At 71.2% G+C, this 14,848-nt stretch carries 12 protein-coding genes and 1 pseudogene; 2 read left to right on the top strand and 11 right to left on the bottom strand.

The features are described from left to right. Nucleotides 1-60 precede the first annotated feature (60 nt). From ACIGJO_RS25780 to ACIGJO_RS25765, 4 genes are all read right to left on the bottom strand, one after another. The gene (locus ACIGJO_RS25780) at nucleotides 61-681 is read right to left on the bottom strand and encodes a small secreted protein (RefSeq protein WP_399961840.1); all 621 of its coding nucleotides are present in this window, start codon (nucleotides 679-681) and stop codon (nucleotides 61-63) included. Nucleotides 682-1,206: 525 nt separating this feature from the next. Continuing rightward, nucleotides 1,207-3,639, bottom strand: a complete 2,433-nt coding sequence (locus tag ACIGJO_RS25775) for a sodium-translocating pyrophosphatase (protein WP_399961838.1) — start codon at nucleotides 3,637-3,639, stop codon at nucleotides 1,207-1,209. Nucleotides 3,640-4,193: 554 nt separating this feature from the next. After that, nucleotides 4,194-4,652: an ATP-binding protein gene (locus tag ACIGJO_RS25770; protein WP_399961835.1), complete on the bottom strand. Its 459-nt coding sequence runs from the start codon at nucleotides 4,650-4,652 to the stop codon at nucleotides 4,194-4,196. A 197-nt stretch (nucleotides 4,653-4,849) separates the two neighbouring features. Next, complete coding sequence (locus tag ACIGJO_RS25765; protein WP_003967428.1) at nucleotides 4,850-5,203, bottom strand: STAS domain-containing protein; 354 nt, start codon at nucleotides 5,201-5,203, stop codon at nucleotides 4,850-4,852. Between the two features lie 78 nt (nucleotides 5,204-5,281). Here ACIGJO_RS25765 and ACIGJO_RS25760 point away from each other — a divergent pair, with 78 nt between their 5' ends. Continuing rightward, nucleotides 5,282-7,783 carry a DEAD/DEAH box helicase gene (locus tag ACIGJO_RS25760; protein WP_399961833.1) on the top strand — a complete coding sequence of 834 codons (2,502 nt, stop codon included), beginning with the start codon at nucleotides 5,282-5,284 and terminating at the stop codon, nucleotides 7,781-7,783. 496 nt (nucleotides 7,784-8,279) lie between these two features. Here ACIGJO_RS25760 and ACIGJO_RS25755 read toward each other — a convergent pair. From ACIGJO_RS25755 to ssd, 7 genes and pseudogenes are all read right to left on the bottom strand, one after another. Continuing rightward, nucleotides 8,280-8,561: pseudogene (locus tag ACIGJO_RS25755) on the bottom strand (Rv3654c family TadE-like protein); the annotation flags it as partial. A gap of 110 nt (nucleotides 8,562-8,671) precedes the next feature. Continuing rightward, the gene (locus tag ACIGJO_RS25750) at nucleotides 8,672-9,076 is read right to left on the bottom strand and encodes a TadE family type IV pilus minor pilin (protein WP_399961831.1); all 405 of its coding nucleotides are present in this window, start codon (nucleotides 9,074-9,076) and stop codon (nucleotides 8,672-8,674) included. Continuing rightward, complete coding sequence (locus ACIGJO_RS25745; protein ID WP_399961829.1) at nucleotides 9,063-9,329, bottom strand: DUF4244 domain-containing protein; 267 nt, start codon at nucleotides 9,327-9,329, stop codon at nucleotides 9,063-9,065. The genes ACIGJO_RS25750 and ACIGJO_RS25745 overlap by 14 nt, the downstream gene beginning before the upstream one ends. A 117-nt stretch (nucleotides 9,330-9,446) precedes the next feature. Continuing rightward, nucleotides 9,447-10,259, bottom strand: coding sequence for a type II secretion system F family protein (locus ACIGJO_RS25740; RefSeq protein WP_399961827.1), 813 nt, complete (start codon nucleotides 10,257-10,259; stop codon nucleotides 9,447-9,449). After that, nucleotides 10,256-11,128: a type II secretion system F family protein gene (locus ACIGJO_RS25735; RefSeq protein ID WP_399961825.1), complete on the bottom strand. Its 873-nt coding sequence runs from the start codon at nucleotides 11,126-11,128 to the stop codon at nucleotides 10,256-10,258. Before ACIGJO_RS25735 ends, ACIGJO_RS25740 begins: the two co-directional genes overlap by 4 nt. Then, nucleotides 11,125-12,273 (bottom strand): TadA family conjugal transfer-associated ATPase, encoded by a 1,149-nt coding sequence (locus tag ACIGJO_RS25730; RefSeq protein ID WP_399961823.1) that lies wholly within the window; start codon nucleotides 12,271-12,273, stop codon nucleotides 11,125-11,127. The genes ACIGJO_RS25735 and ACIGJO_RS25730 overlap by 4 nt, the downstream gene beginning before the upstream one ends. Continuing rightward, nucleotides 12,270-13,421, bottom strand: a complete 1,152-nt coding sequence (ssd, locus tag ACIGJO_RS25725; protein ID WP_399961821.1) for a septum site-determining protein Ssd — start codon at nucleotides 13,419-13,421, stop codon at nucleotides 12,270-12,272. Before ssd ends, ACIGJO_RS25730 begins: the two co-directional genes overlap by 4 nt. Before the next feature lie 498 nt (nucleotides 13,422-13,919). On the opposite strand from ssd, the gene ACIGJO_RS25720 reads away from it, so the two are divergent. Continuing rightward, nucleotides 13,920-14,762, top strand: coding sequence for an HAD family hydrolase (locus ACIGJO_RS25720; protein WP_399961819.1), 843 nt, complete (start codon nucleotides 13,920-13,922; stop codon nucleotides 14,760-14,762). Nucleotides 14,763-14,848 lie beyond the last annotated feature (86 nt).

The following is a 14,848-nucleotide window of genomic DNA, read 5'->3' as shown; positions in this document are numbered from 1 at the left end:
ACAACGGCAGCGGCCCGGCCACCCGCACGGGGTGTCCGGGCCTCGCCGCGCGTGCCGCGGCTACGACTTGTCGTCCGCCGAGGCGGAGGGCGACGCGGGTGCGGACGCCGAGGGCGCGGCGGCCGGCGGGGCCGACGCCGTCGGCTTCTGGCAGCCCTTCTGCTTCGACATCGCGGTGCCGACCTCGCCGGACTGGAGCTTCTTCAGCGCCTGGTCGCCACTGGTGCTGATCTTGTTGAGCTCGTCGGCGATGCCCTTGAGGCCGTCGGCGAACTTCGCCTGGTCCTTCGTGTCCAGGGCGTCGACCTGCGTCTTCAGACCGGCGTAGGCCACGGAGGAGGCGTTGAGCTCCTTCACGGCCTCCTTCTGCGTGGTCTCGCCCCCGTCGACCGGCGGCGGGCCCGCCGATTCCACTGCCGCGCCCAGCGCCTTGTACGCCTGCGAGATCTGCTGGAAGGCGGCCGAGTCGGTCTTCTGGACGTCCGCGGGCTTGCTGTTGTCCGCGGTCTGCTGCTGGATGGCCGCGTTGGCGTTCGCGATCTTCTGCAACTGGGGCTGCACCTGGTCGCAGACCGTCTTGGCCCAGTCGTTCACCTTGTCATCGCTGTCGTCGCTGCAGCCCGACAGCGTCAGTACGAGTACCGCACCGCCGGACAGTGCGGCAGCAAGCTTCTTGTTCACCGGATTGGTCCCTTCCAAGGCTCTCGGCCCCGGAACTTACACGCCAAGTGGGCGACATCCGGGTGCCGGGCATCCGATGTACGTGCATTTGAAGCCATTTGCACCAAGGGAAATGAGGGAGATACAACTCACCTACGTGCTCGGGCACTCGTGCGCATCCCCATCCGATCGGGCGACCCTGTCCGTCCCGGTCGATCACCCTCCGGACGGAACATCAGACCCGGTGTGCGGACGGATGCCGGTGACGCGGCAGGGGCGCCGGGCAAGGCGGTTGGGGCGTCGGGCAACGTGGCCGGAGCGTCGGGTAACGCGGCCTGAGCATCGGGCAACGCGGCCGGACGGAGCGTCAGACGCCAGGGCGGGGACGGAGCGTCAGGCGCCGCAGCGGGACCCGAACACCGCGGCGCGGCAGGCGGACCGCCCGGCACCGCAGCAGGGCGGACCGCACATCGCGATGTGCCGTCCGCCCGCCTCTCGATCAGGCAAGGACCGGGTCAGGCTCCTCCCGGGGCCCGTCCCGCCCGTTCACGAAGCCACCGTGGGTTCCGGCGACTTGTCCGGCCGGTCGCCCTCTCCCCCGGATCCGTCGTCGTCACCCACGGCGATCCCGCGCCGTTTGGAGACGTAGACGGCGCCGACGATGACCAGGACGGCGAAGGCCGCGACCACGGCCCGTACCCCGGCACTCGCGTCCTGCCCATAGCTGAACTGCACCACCGCGGGGGCGATGAGCAGCGCCACGAGGTTCATCACCTTGAGCAGCGGGTTGATCGCCGGGCCTGCCGTGTCCTTGAACGGATCGCCGACCGTGTCGCCGATGACCGTGGCCGCGTGGGCGTCACTGCCCTTGCCGCCGTGATGCCCGTCCTCGACGAGCTTCTTGGCGTTGTCCCACGCTCCACCGGAGTTGGCCAGGAAGACCGCCATCAGGGTGCCCGTGGCGATGGCACCGGCGAGATAGGAGCCGAGCGCGCCGACTCCGAGGGTGAAGCCGACCGCGATCGGTGCCAGGACGGCGAGCAGCCCGGGAGTGGCCAGCTCACGCAGGGCGTCCTTGGTGCAGATGTCGACGACGCGCCCGTACTCCGGCTTCTCCGTGTAGTCCATGATCCCGGGATGCTCGCGGAACTGCCGCCGCACCTCGTAGACCACGGCCCCGGCGGACCGGGAGACCGCGTTGATGGCGAGCCCGGAGAAGAGGAACACGACGGCCGCACCGAGGATGAGGCCGACGAGGTTGTTGGGCTGCGAGATGTCGAGGCTCAGCCCCAGCTCCCCGGCCCCGGCCCCCACGTCGTCGACCGCCGTGGCGATGGCGTCGCGGTACGAGCCGAAGAGCGCCGCCGCCGCCAGTACGGCGGTGGCGATGGCGATGCCCTTGGTGATGGCCTTGGTGGTGTTGCCGACGGCGTCCAGATCGGTCAGGACCTGGGCACCGGCGCCGGTGACATCGCCGGACATCTCCGCGATGCCCTGCGCGTTGTCGGAGACCGGGCCGAAGGTGTCCATGGCCACGATCACCCCCACGGTGGTCAGCAGCCCGGTCCCCGCGAGGGCCACCGCGAAGAGCGCCAGCATGATCGACGTCCCGCCGAGCAGGAACGCCCCGTAGACGCCGAGGCCGATCAGCAGCGCGGTGTACACGGCCGACTCCAGGCCGATGGAGATGCCCGCGAGCACCACCGTCGCCGGGCCCGTCAGCGAGGACTTCCCGATGTCCTGGACGGGGCGGCGGTTGGTTTCGGTGAAGTAGCCGGTGAGCTGCTGGATCAGCGCGGCCAGGACGATACCGATGGCGACGGCGACCAGGGCGAAGATCCGCGGATCGCCGCCGTGCGAGGTGATGGCGGCATCGGTGACGCCGTCCAGTCCGGCGTACGAGGACGGGAGGTACACGAACACCGCGACCGCCACCAGGACGAGGGAGATCAGCGCGGAGATGAAGAAGCCCCGGTTGATCGCGGTCATCCCGCTGCGGTCGGTGCGCCGCGGAGCGACCGCGAAGATCCCGATCATCGCGGTGACCACGCCGATCGCCGGAACGATCAGCGGAAAGGCCAGCCCGGAGTCCCCGAAGGCGGCCTTGCCGAGGATGAGCGCGGCCACCAGCGTCACGGCGTACGACTCGAAGAGGTCGGCGGCCATGCCGGCGCAGTCACCGACGTTGTCGCCCACGTTGTCGGCGATGGTGGCGGCGTTGCGCGGGTCGTCCTCCGGGATGCCCTGCTCCACCTTGCCGACGAGGTCGGCGCCCACATCGGCGGCTTTCGTGAAGATGCCGCCGCCGACCCTCATGAACATGGCGATGAGCGCGGCCCCGAGGCCGAATCCCTCCAGCACCTTGGGCGCGTCGGCGGCATAGACGAGGACCACGCAGGAGGCACCGAGCAGCCCGAGACCCACCGTGATCATTCCGACCACACCACCGGTACGAAAAGCGATCTTCATCGCTTTGTGCGAAACCGTGGTGAGATCTTTCTCCGGTTCGCCTTCTGCCGGAGTCGCCTCACGCGCAGCAGCGGCCACGCGCACATTACTGCGCACCGCGAGTCGCATCCCGATGTATCCGGTGGCCGCCGAGAAAAGCGCACCCACGAGGAAGAACAGCGAGCGCCCGGCGCGTTGCGACCAGTTGTCGGCGGGCAGCAACAGAAGCAGGAAGAACACAACGACGGCAAAGATGCCGACCGTACGCAGTTGCCTGGCCAGATAGGCGTTGGCGCCTTCCTGTACGGCCGCCGCGATCTCCTTCATCCGCTCGGTGCCCTCACCGGCCGCCAGCACCTGGCGTACCAGCAGCCGGGCGACGACCAGTGCGGCGACGGCGACGACCGCGGTGACGATGACGATCAGCCGGTTCTCGTCGGTGAGTACCGCCGCCGCGAGTGCGGCCGGACGGTCGGAAAGTGCGGATTCTTGCGTCGGTGCTGCCATTGGTGTGGTGAAGAACTCCGCCATACGTCCTCCTTGACGCTCAGCGCTCAAGACGTGGACGGATTGTAGGGAGCGAAACCTGATCAAAACAGTGGGCGGGGAACGGAATTGACTTCTCTCCCCCCCAACGCCAAAAGATCAGGCCATCACATCTTCCCGAATGCAGTAATGGGGCAGGCGCATTGCCCGGAGATCAGTGTTCGCACACAAAGGAAAAGGGCCCTGCTCAGCAGGGCCCCGAAAATCGAAACATCGAGAACGCGTACGACCACGGAGAGGCACCCCGGGCGAACAGCAGGGTGCCGGAAAAGACCGGGCGCTGAACCGGCCGGACACCGGGGGAGCCGGACATCCGGGCATCCGGACATCCGGACCAGCCGGACACCGGTACGGGGCATCGGTACGCGGCATCGGTCAGCGCCCACGGCACGGTACGCCTACGACCCTAGGACATGTACGCGCCAGGCCACGCCCAGGTTGGCCCCAGGCCGCGTCCCGGAAGCTCGGGAAGTCCAGGAAGCCCGGAAGCTCAGAAAATTCGGAAGCTCGGGAAGTCGGAAGCTCGGGAAGTCGGAAGCTCAGGAAAGCGCCGTCGCGTGGGCGGTCGGCCAGCTCATCCGGATCACTCCGCCGTCCGCACCCGACCGGACTTCCACGTCGTCGACCAGCCCGCTGATGACCGCGAGTCCCATTTCGTCCTCGCCCTCACCCTCGGTTTCGGGGTCGTCGAGGCCCACCTCGCGGGCGGCACCACGTCCTCCCGCCCCGGCGGCGGCGCTCCCCGGACCGGGAACCTCGTCACCGACCTCGATCGAGAACGTCTTGTCCTCGTCCGTCAGCACGACGCTGACCGGAGCGGTGATGCCATGGCTGCGATGCAGCCCGACGGCGCGGCTGCACGCCTCGCCGACGGCGAGTCTGACCTCGTCGAGCACCGCCTCGTCCACTCCGGCCCGGCGCGCCACGGCAGCTGCCACAAGGCGAGCCGTCCTGACATGTTCAGGCTGAGCGCTGAAGCGGAGTTCAACGGTGGCCATGTGATCCCCCTCGAACGTTCGGGCGTGCGTCTCAGGGGTCCGGGCGTGCCGCCCGGTACCCCTGCTCTCCTCCTCCGGAAGCCGACAAAGCCGACAGCCGGCCAAAGGCCGACCGCCTGCCCCGCCACGGCCTGCCTGCTGCCGCTGCCGGTCTGTCCACTGCCTGCCTGCCGGCCAAGGGCCGGCCTGCGCCGACGTCAGTCGGTGGCCGCGACAGCCTCGTCGACCGTGGTGTGAATCGGGAACACCTTGGTCAGACCTGTGATCCGGAAGATCTTGAGAATGCGCTCCTGGTTGCAGACCAGGCGCAGCGAGCCCTCATGGGCCCGGACACGCTTCAAGCCACCCACGAGCACGCCGAGGCCGGTGGAGTCGAGGAAGTCGACACCTTCCATGTCGACAACCAGGTGGTAGCTGCCGTCATTCACCAACTCGACCAACTGCTCGCGCAGCTTGGGCGCGGTATACACATCAATCTCGCCACCGACCTCGACGACCGTACGGTCGCCACCAGGCCCGGACACATTGCGAGTCGACAGGGACAGGTCCACGGATCCTCCAGCACCTTGCTATCGAGCGGTCGCCCCTCGGTCTCCCCGACGGAGCCAGGGGACGGATCGCCAGCCGCGATGGCATTCAATCACTTACCAGCAGCCATGCACGACGCCTTGGGACCATTGTCCGTCACGCCAGTGACACACTCGGTGCCGATGGCCAGGAATCACCGCCCCAGTCAACCACCCGAGAGCGGGGACCACCGCCCCCCTCCCGCCATGATCCTCGACCGGCTCGCCGCAGGGGCGGGCCGGGCCGCGCGCATCACTCATACGGAGCACTTGCCCCCGCGTACGGGAACCCATGCCATCTGGCCGGATCGCATCCGGCCAGAAGTGATCGCGGCGATTCAGAAAGCCGGAATCGACCATCCGTGGGCACATCAGGCCGCCGCCGCCGAGCACGCCCTGGACGGCGAATCCGTCGTGATCGCCACCGGCACGGCCTCCGGCAAGTCGCTCGCCTACCTGGCTCCGGTCCTGAGCACCCTGCTCGACGGCTCCGAGGCGCCGAACGGCCGGGGCGCGACCGGCCTCTACCTCGCCCCCACCAAGGCCCTCGCCGCCGACCAGCGCCGCTCGGTGAAGGCACTCGCGGCGCCGCTCGGCAACGCGATCAGGCCCGCTGTCTACGACGGGGACACCCCCGTCGAGGAACGCGAGTGGGTACGCCAGTACGCCAACTACGTCCTGACCAACCCGGACATGCTGCACCGCGGAATCCTCCCGTCCCACCCGCGCTGGTCCTCCTTCCTGCGCGCCCTGCGCTTCGTCGTCATCGACGAGTGCCACACCTACCGCGGAGTCTTCGGCTCCCATGTCGCCCAGGTCCTGCGCCGCCTGCGGCGCCTGTGCGCCCGCTACGGCGCGGACCCGGTCTTCCTCCTCGCCTCCGCCACCGCGGCGGAGCCCTCGGTCGCCGCCGGACGGCTCACCGGCCTGCCGGTCAAGGAGGTCTCCGACGACGCCTCGCCGCGCGGCGAACTGGTCTTCGCCCTCTGGGAACCTCCACTGACCGATCTGCACGGCGAGAAGGGCGCTCCCGTGCGCCGCACCGCCACCGCCGAGACGGCCGACCTCCTCACCGACCTGACCCTTCAGGGCGTCCGCTCGGTCGCCTTCGTACGCTCCCGGCGCGGCGCCGAGCTCATCTCGGTGATCGCCAAGGAACGCCTGGCCGAGGTGGACAGCTCCCTGCCGAAACGGGTCGCCGCCTACCGGGGCGGCTACCTCCCCGAGGAACGCCGTGCCCTGGAGCGCGCCCTGCACTCCGGCGAACTGCTCGGCCTGGCCGCCACCACCGCCCTCGAACTCGGTATCGACGTCTCCGGCCTCGACGCCGTCGTCATCGCCGGATACCCGGGCACCCGGGCCTCCCTCTGGCAGCAGGCGGGCCGCGCCGGACGCTCCGGCCAGGGCGCCCTGGCCGTCCTGGTCGCCCGGGACGACCCGCTGGACACCTTCCTGGTCCACCACCCCGAAGCCCTGTTCCAGCAGCCCGTGGAGTCGACCGTCCTGGACCCCGACAACCCGTACGTCCTCGCCCCCCACCTGTGTGCCGCGGCGGCCGAGCTCCCCCTCACCGAACCCGACATCGCGCTCTTCGGGCCCGCCGTTCCCGATCTGCTGCCGCAGCTGGAGGCCGCGAAGCTGCTCCGCAGACGGACATCGGGCTGGCACTGGACCCGCCGCGAGCGGGCCGCCGACCTCACCGACATCCGGGGCGAGGGCGGCCGGCCCGTCCAGATCGTCGAGGAGGGCACCGGCCGTCTCCTGGGCACCGTCGACGCGTCGGCCGCGCACACCGCCGTCCACGAAGGCGCCGTCCACCTCCACCAGGGCCGCACCTACCTGGTCCGGAAACTGGACCTGGAGGACTCCGTCGCACTCGTCGAAGAAGCCGGTCCGCCGTACTCCACCACCGCCCGCGACACCACCGCCATCGCCGTTCTGGAGACCGACACCGAGATTCCCTGGGGGGACGGGCGGCTCTGCTTCGGCTCCGTGGAGGTCACCAACCAGGTCGTCTCCTTCCTGCGCCGCAAACTGATCACCGGGGAGGTCCTGGGCGAGACCAAGCTCGACCTGCCACCGCGCACCCTGCGCACCCGCGCCGTCTGGTGGACGGTCACCGAGGACCAGCTCGACGCCGCCCGGATCAATCCGGAGATCCTCGGGGGTGCCCTGCATGCCGCCGAACACGCGTCCATCGGCATGCTGCCGCTCTTCGCCACCTGCGACCGCTGGGACATCGGCGGTGTCTCCGTCCCGCTCCACCCGGACACCCTGCTGCCGACGGTCTTCGTGTACGACGGGCACCCCGGCGGCGCCGGATTCGCCGAGCGGGCCTTTCACACTGCCCGTACGTGGCTGACCGCGACCCGCCAGGCCATCGCGTCCTGCGAGTGCGAGGCCGGCTGCCCTTCCTGCATCCAGTCCCCCAAGTGCGGCAACGGCAACGAACCGCTCCACAAGCGTGGCGCCGTACGTCTCCTCACCGAGCTCCTCAGATGCGCACCACCCGCCCCGGAAACGTCGAAGGACACCGGCGAACCGACGGACCGGGACCAGGCGTAGGAGCAGGCAGGCGCGGGCGGGCTGAGCAGCGGGGCGGGCACGGAGATCGGGCTCGGAGATGGAGGGCGGAGGTGGGCTCGGAGATGGAGGGCGGAGGTGGGGGCGGAGATGGGGGGCGGAGATGGGGGCGGAGATGCGGGCGCGCTTCAGGACCATGTCCACGCGTCCCCGGACGAGCCCGCCGCCACCGCCGAGTGGCCCAGCCCGCTGACGCAACCAGCCGGCCCGGCCGGTCGGCACAGCCTGCACAGAAGCCACGGAGTCCGCTGGAAGCCACAGGACGCCCTCTCAGCCGTTTCCGACCCATAGGGGGCCACTGGGTCGGACCGGCAGCTACGGAGGCGCCTGAGGGGCGACAGGCGGCTCCCTGACCGCCGCCCCGGCGCGCGTGGAGCCCTCCCAGCCCCATAAACCCCACAAGGGCTCCCACCGGCCCCGGAGTGAGCCCCACAGGCCCCACAGGAGCGCCCCCGGTCCCCGCAGACTCTCCCATCGGCCCAGCAGGGCCCGCGCGGGACCTGACCGCGGGTCGGTACGGGCCGAACCCCGCCCGCACCGTCACATCCGCGATCTCCCCCCGCACCGCGCACCGGACCACCTCCGTGTCTTGCGCCCCGGCCACCCGGCGCGCGGTTCCGCACGCCGCAGCGGTCCCCCGGAGTGCGTGATCGGCCGCCGCGAGAGCCGCCAGGTCCGCCGCTCCCCCCGCCCTGTGCCGAGCGGCGACGGCCTGCCCCAGGGCGAGCACCACCGCGAACACCGAGCACAGGGTGACCATGCAGACCGCCACCCACACCGTCGCAACCCCCCGGTCCCCGTATCCCTCCCCCTTTCGGCATCTCCGCCTTCGCCCCTCCCTCCGACCGGCGCGCCACTCCCCCGGCCCCGTCACGGCGCGCCCCCCACCGTGTCCTCGGCCAGCGCCGCCGCCTCGGCGGTCAGGGTCAGGGCCAGCGCACCCGGCCCGGGAGTCGGCGCCTCCACCCGTACCCGCCACAACTCCCCGGCCCTCTCCACCCCGACCCGGGCCCCGTCGGGCGCCGTGTCACGGGCGGCCGCCAGCACCGCCGCCTCCGGCTCCGAACGGGCCGCGGCCCGCGCCCCCGCCCGCGCCGCGTCCACGCACCGGATCTGCGCGGACGACGCCGCCAACGCCCAGACCAGCGCCATGGCGAACGCCACCAGCACCGGAATGGCCACGGCCGCCTCCGCTGTCACCGCACCCCGGTCCCGGTGCGGCGGACGTCCCCGCCCGCCGCACTGTCCGGCCGGCCCGGCCTCAGAACTTCGCATCGAGCGCGTCCTTGATCAACGACTGCATCGCCGACAGCACCGGCCCACTGTTGACCACCTTGTAAAGCACCGCCGCGAAGGCACAGGCCGCGATGGTCCCCACCGCGTACTCGGACGTCGTCATCCCCCGGTCGGACCGGCCGAGCCTGTCCGACCACCTTGCCGACCACCCCGCGGGCCACTCCGGTGGCCACTTCGCCGAACGCGTGCGGCACAGTGCGGTCCAGGCCCATTCCTTGACTTTATTGCCCATTTCGACCCCCGGTCGATATCGCTGTGGAGCGGGCGCCCGAACGCAACACCCGCGAAGAGAGGAAAAGTTCACGCTTTCCGCTCCTTCCTGATCACGGGAAGGAGCACCTGGGACGGCTCAGCCGGCGCCCATCAGCCCGGTCGCCAGTCCGATCACCACCGGCGCCACCCCGACCGCCAGAAAGGCGGGAAGGAAGCAGAGTCCGACCGGGGCGGTGATCAGCACACCCGCCCGTTGGGCCCTCGCCACGGCCGCACCGGCTCTCTCGGCACGCATCGCCTCGGCCAGCCTGGCGACCGGTTCCGCCGCCGGAGCCCCGGTCGCCCCGGCCCGGTACAGACAGCGGGCAAGCGGCCCGGCACCCGGTATCTCCCCGAACCGACCCCAGGCCAGTGACGGTTCACCACCCAGCCGGATCTCCACCGCCGTGCGGATCAGACGGTCGCCGACCGGGCCGCCCAGGGACTCCCCCACCGCCTCCGCCGCCTCCCGCGGACCCGCGCCCGCCGCGATACAGGCCGCCAACAGATCTGCCGCGAGCGGAAGTTGCAGAGCCGTCCGCTCCTTCTCTTCATCCGTCACATCCGGCCGGCGTGCCCAACGGGCCTTCTGCCGACGCCACATGCCGTATGCCGCGACCGAGCCGACCGCGCACCCGATGAGCCCGCCGGCCAGAATCCACCCGGCCGCGAAGGCCCCGACCGGCGCCGCCCACCGCTTCAGCCGGCTGCCGTCGCCCCTGACCCCCTTCCGTCCGCTCCGCCGGCGCGCCCGCCCGGCGGACCCGGCCGCCAGCAGCACCGTTCCCCGTCCCCGCACCGTCCGTTCCCGTCGCCACCCGGCCCAGGCCAGGACCAGATGCGCGACCGCGGCCGCCAGTGCTCCCCACAGCCCCAGGTTGCGCGGCATCTCTCCGGCCGCCACGTTCATGCCGCCTCCCCTCCCCGTACGATCCGGTTCGCCCAGAACAGCCCGGCCGCCTCCAGGGCTCCGCCCACCGCCAGACAGACCAGCCCACCCGCGCTGTGCAGCAGAACCCCCAGGGGATCCGCCCCGAGCGCCGCGCCCAGCCCGAGGCCGGCGACCGGCAGCAGCGCCAGCACCACGACCGTCGACCAGGCGCCCGCCAACTGGGCCCGCAACTCCTCCCGTCTGCGCCGCTCGGCCCGCAGCGCCCCCTCAAGGCGGTCCAGACCGGCGGCGAGACCGGCCCCGCCGTCCACCGCCACCCGCCAGCACGCCGCCATTCCGGCGAGCCCGCCCAGACCCGGCCCGTCCGCCGCCTGCCGCAACGCACCCGCCACGTCTCCGCCGAACCGCGCAGCCGCCAGGACCGCGGCCTCCGCCCCGCCCATCGCCCCGCCCGACCCCGCCGTGTCCCGCACGGCGGCCAGCAACGCCTGGCCCGGCTCCTGTCCGGCGCGCAGCTCCCCCACCACCGCACCGCACAGCACGGCCACCGCCTCCGCCGACCGCTCCCGCTCCCGCCGCCCGGAGCGCCCCCTCAGCCACCTCCGTACCAGCGGCACCGCCACCGCACCCGCCAACAGCGGCACCACCGATTCCCCCAGCACGGCGAGCACGACCGCCACCGGCACGGACCACCACTCCCGCCGTCCCAGGACAAACGCCCGCACGGCGCCGAGGCCCTCACGCGACCAACGGGGCGTCGCCGCCTCACCCATGAACAGCGCCCTCGCCCGCCGGGCACCCGGGTCCCGCACCGCTGCCAGCCAGACCGCCGAACCCGCACAGACCGCCATCGCCTGCGCCGCGTACGCCGAAGCCGCTCCCGTCATGAGGCACCGCCGGTCAGAGACGCCAGCCGCTCCCAGCCCCGGTCCCGCACGAAGCCGTCGGCACCCCAGCGCAGGGCGGGCACGGTCACCACCAGCCCCGCCGCGTCCCGCTCAAGGACATGCACCTCGGCGATCCGCCGCCGGCCCGACCGGTCCCGTACGAGATGGACCACCACCGAGAGTGCGGCGGCCAGTTGGCTGTGCAGCGCCACCCGGTCGAGGCCCGCGGCCGTGCCCAACGCCTCCAGCCGGGCCGGCACATGCCCGGCGGCATTCGCGTGTACAGTGCCGCACCCGCCTTCGTGCCCCGTGTTCAACGCGGCCAGCAGGTCGGTCACTTCGGCTCCGCGCACCTCCCCGACCACCAGCCGGTCGGGGCGCATCCGCAGCGCCTGCCGCACCAGGTCCCGCAGGCTCACCTGCCCCGCACCCTCCTGGTTGGCGGGCCGGGACTCCAGGCGCACCACATGCGGATGGTCCGGCCGAAGCTCCGCGGAGTCCTCCGCGAGCACGATCCGTTCGTGCGCGCCGACCACTCCGAGCAGACTCGCCAACAGTGTTGTCTTCCCGGCTCCCGTCCCCCCACTGATCAGGTAGGAGATCCTGGCCTCCACCAGCGCCCGGAGAATTCTGTCGCCGCCCGGCGGCACCGTCCCCGCCGCGACCAGCTCCGCCAGGGAGAAGGCCCGGGGCCGCACGACGCGCAGTGAGAGGCAGGTCGAACCGACGGAGACCGGTGGCAGCACCGCATGCATCCGGGTCCCGTCGGGCAGTCGCGCGTCCACCCACGGCCGGGCATCGTCCAGCCGTCGCCCGGCCATCGCAGCGAGCCTCTGCGCGAGTCTCCGTACCGCCGCCGCGTCCGGGAAGGCGATCTCCGTCAGTTCGAGCCCACGGCCCCGGTCGACCCACACCCGGTCCGGCGCGGACACCAGCACATCGGTCACCGCCGGATCAGCCAGCAGCGGCTCCAGCACTCCGGCTCCGACCAGCTCGCCGCGCAACCGCTCTGCCGTGCCCAGCACTTCCGCATCGCCCAGCAACCGTCCCTGAGCCCGCAGTGCGGCCGCCACTCCGGCAGGTGTGGGCGGCGCGCCGCTGCGCGCCAGCCGCTGCCGTACGGCGTCGAGCAAGGCCTCCGTCATGACCGGCCTCCCCCGGCCGGGCCGGTCGTCGTGCCGACGACGGTCGGACCGCTGCCGCGCCGGACGTCCGCCCGGTCCCAGAACGCCTCGCAGAACCGCGCCAGCGGCCCGCGGGCACTGCCGCCCGGTGGCACACCACCGTCCTGGGCGGCCAGCAGCCCCGATTCCAGCGGAAGTTCACCCACGAGGGGCAGGCCGAGCGCCTGCGCGACCCACTGTCCGTCCAGTCCCGCCGCATACGGCCCCCGCGTCACCACCCGGATGTCGTCCAGCACCATTCCGGCCATCGCCGCCACCCGCTTCGCCGCCGCGACCGCCCTCAGCTCGCCGGGGACCACGAGCAGGCCGAGGTCCAGTTGCGCCAGCGCCTCCGCGACGCCCCCATCGACCCTTCTGGGCAGATCCACGACGACCGCCCCGCCGAGACGGCGCGCGGCGGAGAGCACGGCCTGCATCGCCTGCGCCGGGATGATCACCTCATCGTCCCGGCCCCAGCTGAGCACCCGCAGCCCGTGCAGTGCGGGTAACGAGTCCTCCAGGGCCCCACCGCCGAGACGCCCCTTGGAATGGACGAAATCCGGCCATCGCATACCCTCCGCCCGCTCACCTCCGAGCAGCACATCGATGCCACCGCCGAGCGGGTCACCGTCGATCAGCAGGGTCCGACGGCCGGACCGCGCCGCGGTGACCGCGAGGGCACAGGCCAGCGTGGATGCGCCGGAGCCGCCCCGCCCGCCGATCACCCCGACGGTGAGGGCGGGGCTGCCCACCCCCTCGGACGCGTTGGCGATCTGGTCGACGAGCCAGTTCTCGGAATCGGGCAGCCGCAACACGTATTCGGCCCCGATCTCCACCGCCTTCCGCCAGACGTCCGGGTCGTCCTGCTCCCGTCCGACCAGCAGCACACCTCGCCTGCGGGCTGTGCCGCGGCACCGGGCGGCCGCGTCGTCGCCCACCAGGACCATCGGGGCCTGCTCCCAGCCGCCCCTTCGTCCGGGCGGCTCGTGATGAACTTCGGGTTCCGCCCCTGCTGCCGCGCACAGCCGCAGCAGATCGTCGAGCAACTCCACATCTTCGGTCACGATCAACGGTCCGCCCCGCCGCCCTTCGGCGATCGGCAGACCTTCTCGTGCGAGGGATCCAGCCACGATCTCCGCCCCTTCTCACTGCCCTTCAGTGCGGTTCGCGGCGATCTCGGAGCGTTCCGAGATGCGCGATTCCGGAACCCGCGGACTTCACGGGTGGAATCAACGTGCAACACCTCGGAAAAACATGTGGATCTTGCTGAAAAACTGTGGACAACTTCGACGCTGTGAATAACTCCGTAGCTCATACCGGTGACTTCCGGAGCGCAGCCCTTCCGTTACGCACGGTGACGAGGGAGAGTGTGCAGAGCACGGCAAGCGCGAGGGCATCACAGCCCGGGAGAGAGGGGGAATCATGAATCCGAGCGTCAAAAACGCGTCCGGACATGCGACGACCCCCGCCGGGGGGGGAGAGCGGGGGTCGTCCCCACGGCCGACTCGGGGGGGGAGGAGTCGGACCGGGTTAGCACGGTCGCGAACGATCCGTGACTTCCATGGTGTACCCGAGGGCCTTCTCAGGCAAACCCACGCGCCGGAGTTTACGCCGAATGGTGGGCCCCTATGCTCAGCCTTGTGGAAAACTGCTTCTCGCCGCGCACAGCAGCCTTCTTTGACCTGGACAAGACGGTCATTGCGAAGTCTTCGACTCTGACCTTCAGCAAGTCCTTCTACCAAGGTGGACTGATCAACCGCCGTGCCGTACTGCGCACCGCGTACACACAGTTCGTGTTCCTTGCCGGGGGCGCAGATCACGATCAGATGGAGCGGATGCGCGAATATCTCTCCGCGCTCTGCAAGGGATGGAACGTCCAGCAGGTCAAGGAGATCGTCGCCGAGACCCTGCACGACCTGATCGACCCGATCATCTACGACGAGGCGGCCACCCTCATCGAGGAACATCACACCGCCGGACGCGACGTGGTCATCGTCTCGACCTCGGGCGCCGAGGTCGTCGAACCGATCGGCGAGCTGCTCGGCGCCGACCGGGTCGTCGCCACCCGGATGGTCGTCGGCGACGACGGCTGCTTCACGGGCGAGGTCGAGTACTACGCGTACGGACCCACCAAGGCAGAGGCGGTCAAGGCGCTCGCGGTGTCGGAGGGGTACGACCTCTCGCGCTGCTACGCCTACAGCGACTCCGCCACCGACGTACCGATGCTGGAGTCGGTCGGGCACCCCCACGCGGTCAACCCGGACCGGGCACTGCGGCGCGAAGCGACCCTGCGGGACTGGCCGATTCTCGTCTTCGACCGGCCGGTTCGCCTCAAGCAGCGCCTGCCCGCCTTCTCGATGCCGCCGCGCCCTGCGCTCGTGGCCGCGGCAGCGGTCGGAGCGGCAGCCGTCACCGCCGGGCTGGTCTGGTACGCCAATCGCCGGCGCACCGCCGGCGCACTCTCCGCGTGATGCGCGGGTCCGGAGAACAGCCTGACGGGCCCGCCCGATTCACCCTTAATTGAACCTAAAAGTAAAGAAGTGGAGCCAGGGCTTTC

It is taken from the genome of Streptomyces sp. NPDC079020, assembly GCF_044542225.1.
GTDB lineage: Bacteria > Actinomycetota > Actinomycetes > Streptomycetales > Streptomycetaceae > Streptomyces.
The sequence above is the reverse complement of the archived record's forward strand: the minus strand, read 5'-3'. Positions and strand labels throughout refer to the sequence as shown.

What these genes read in the sequence shown, in the direction of transcription:
- ACIGJO_RS25775 (WP_399961838.1), bottom strand. Translation starts at nt 3,639, where the DNA reads ATGGCGGAGTTCTTCACCACACCAATGGCAGCACCGACGCAAGAATCC.
- ACIGJO_RS25770 (WP_399961835.1), bottom strand. Translation starts at nt 4,652, where the DNA reads ATGGCCACCGTTGAACTCCGCTTCAGCGCTCAGCCTGAACATGTCAGG.
- ACIGJO_RS25760 (WP_399961833.1), top strand. Translation starts at nt 5,282, where the DNA reads ATGGCATTCAATCACTTACCAGCAGCCATGCACGACGCCTTGGGACCA.
- ACIGJO_RS25750 (WP_399961831.1), bottom strand. Translation starts at nt 9,076, where the DNA reads ATGCGAAGTTCTGAGGCCGGGCCGGCCGGACAGTGCGGCGGGCGGGGA.
- ACIGJO_RS25745 (WP_399961829.1), bottom strand. Translation starts at nt 9,329, where the DNA reads ATGGGCAATAAAGTCAAGGAATGGGCCTGGACCGCACTGTGCCGCACG.
- ACIGJO_RS25740 (WP_399961827.1), bottom strand. Translation starts at nt 10,259, where the DNA reads ATGAACGTGGCGGCCGGAGAGATGCCGCGCAACCTGGGGCTGTGGGGA.
- ACIGJO_RS25735 (WP_399961825.1), bottom strand. Translation starts at nt 11,128, where the DNA reads ATGACGGGAGCGGCTTCGGCGTACGCGGCGCAGGCGATGGCGGTCTGT.
- ACIGJO_RS25730 (WP_399961823.1), bottom strand. Translation starts at nt 12,273, where the DNA reads ATGACGGAGGCCTTGCTCGACGCCGTACGGCAGCGGCTGGCGCGCAGC.
- ACIGJO_RS25720 (WP_399961819.1), top strand. Translation starts at nt 13,920, where the DNA reads ATGCTCAGCCTTGTGGAAAACTGCTTCTCGCCGCGCACAGCAGCCTTC.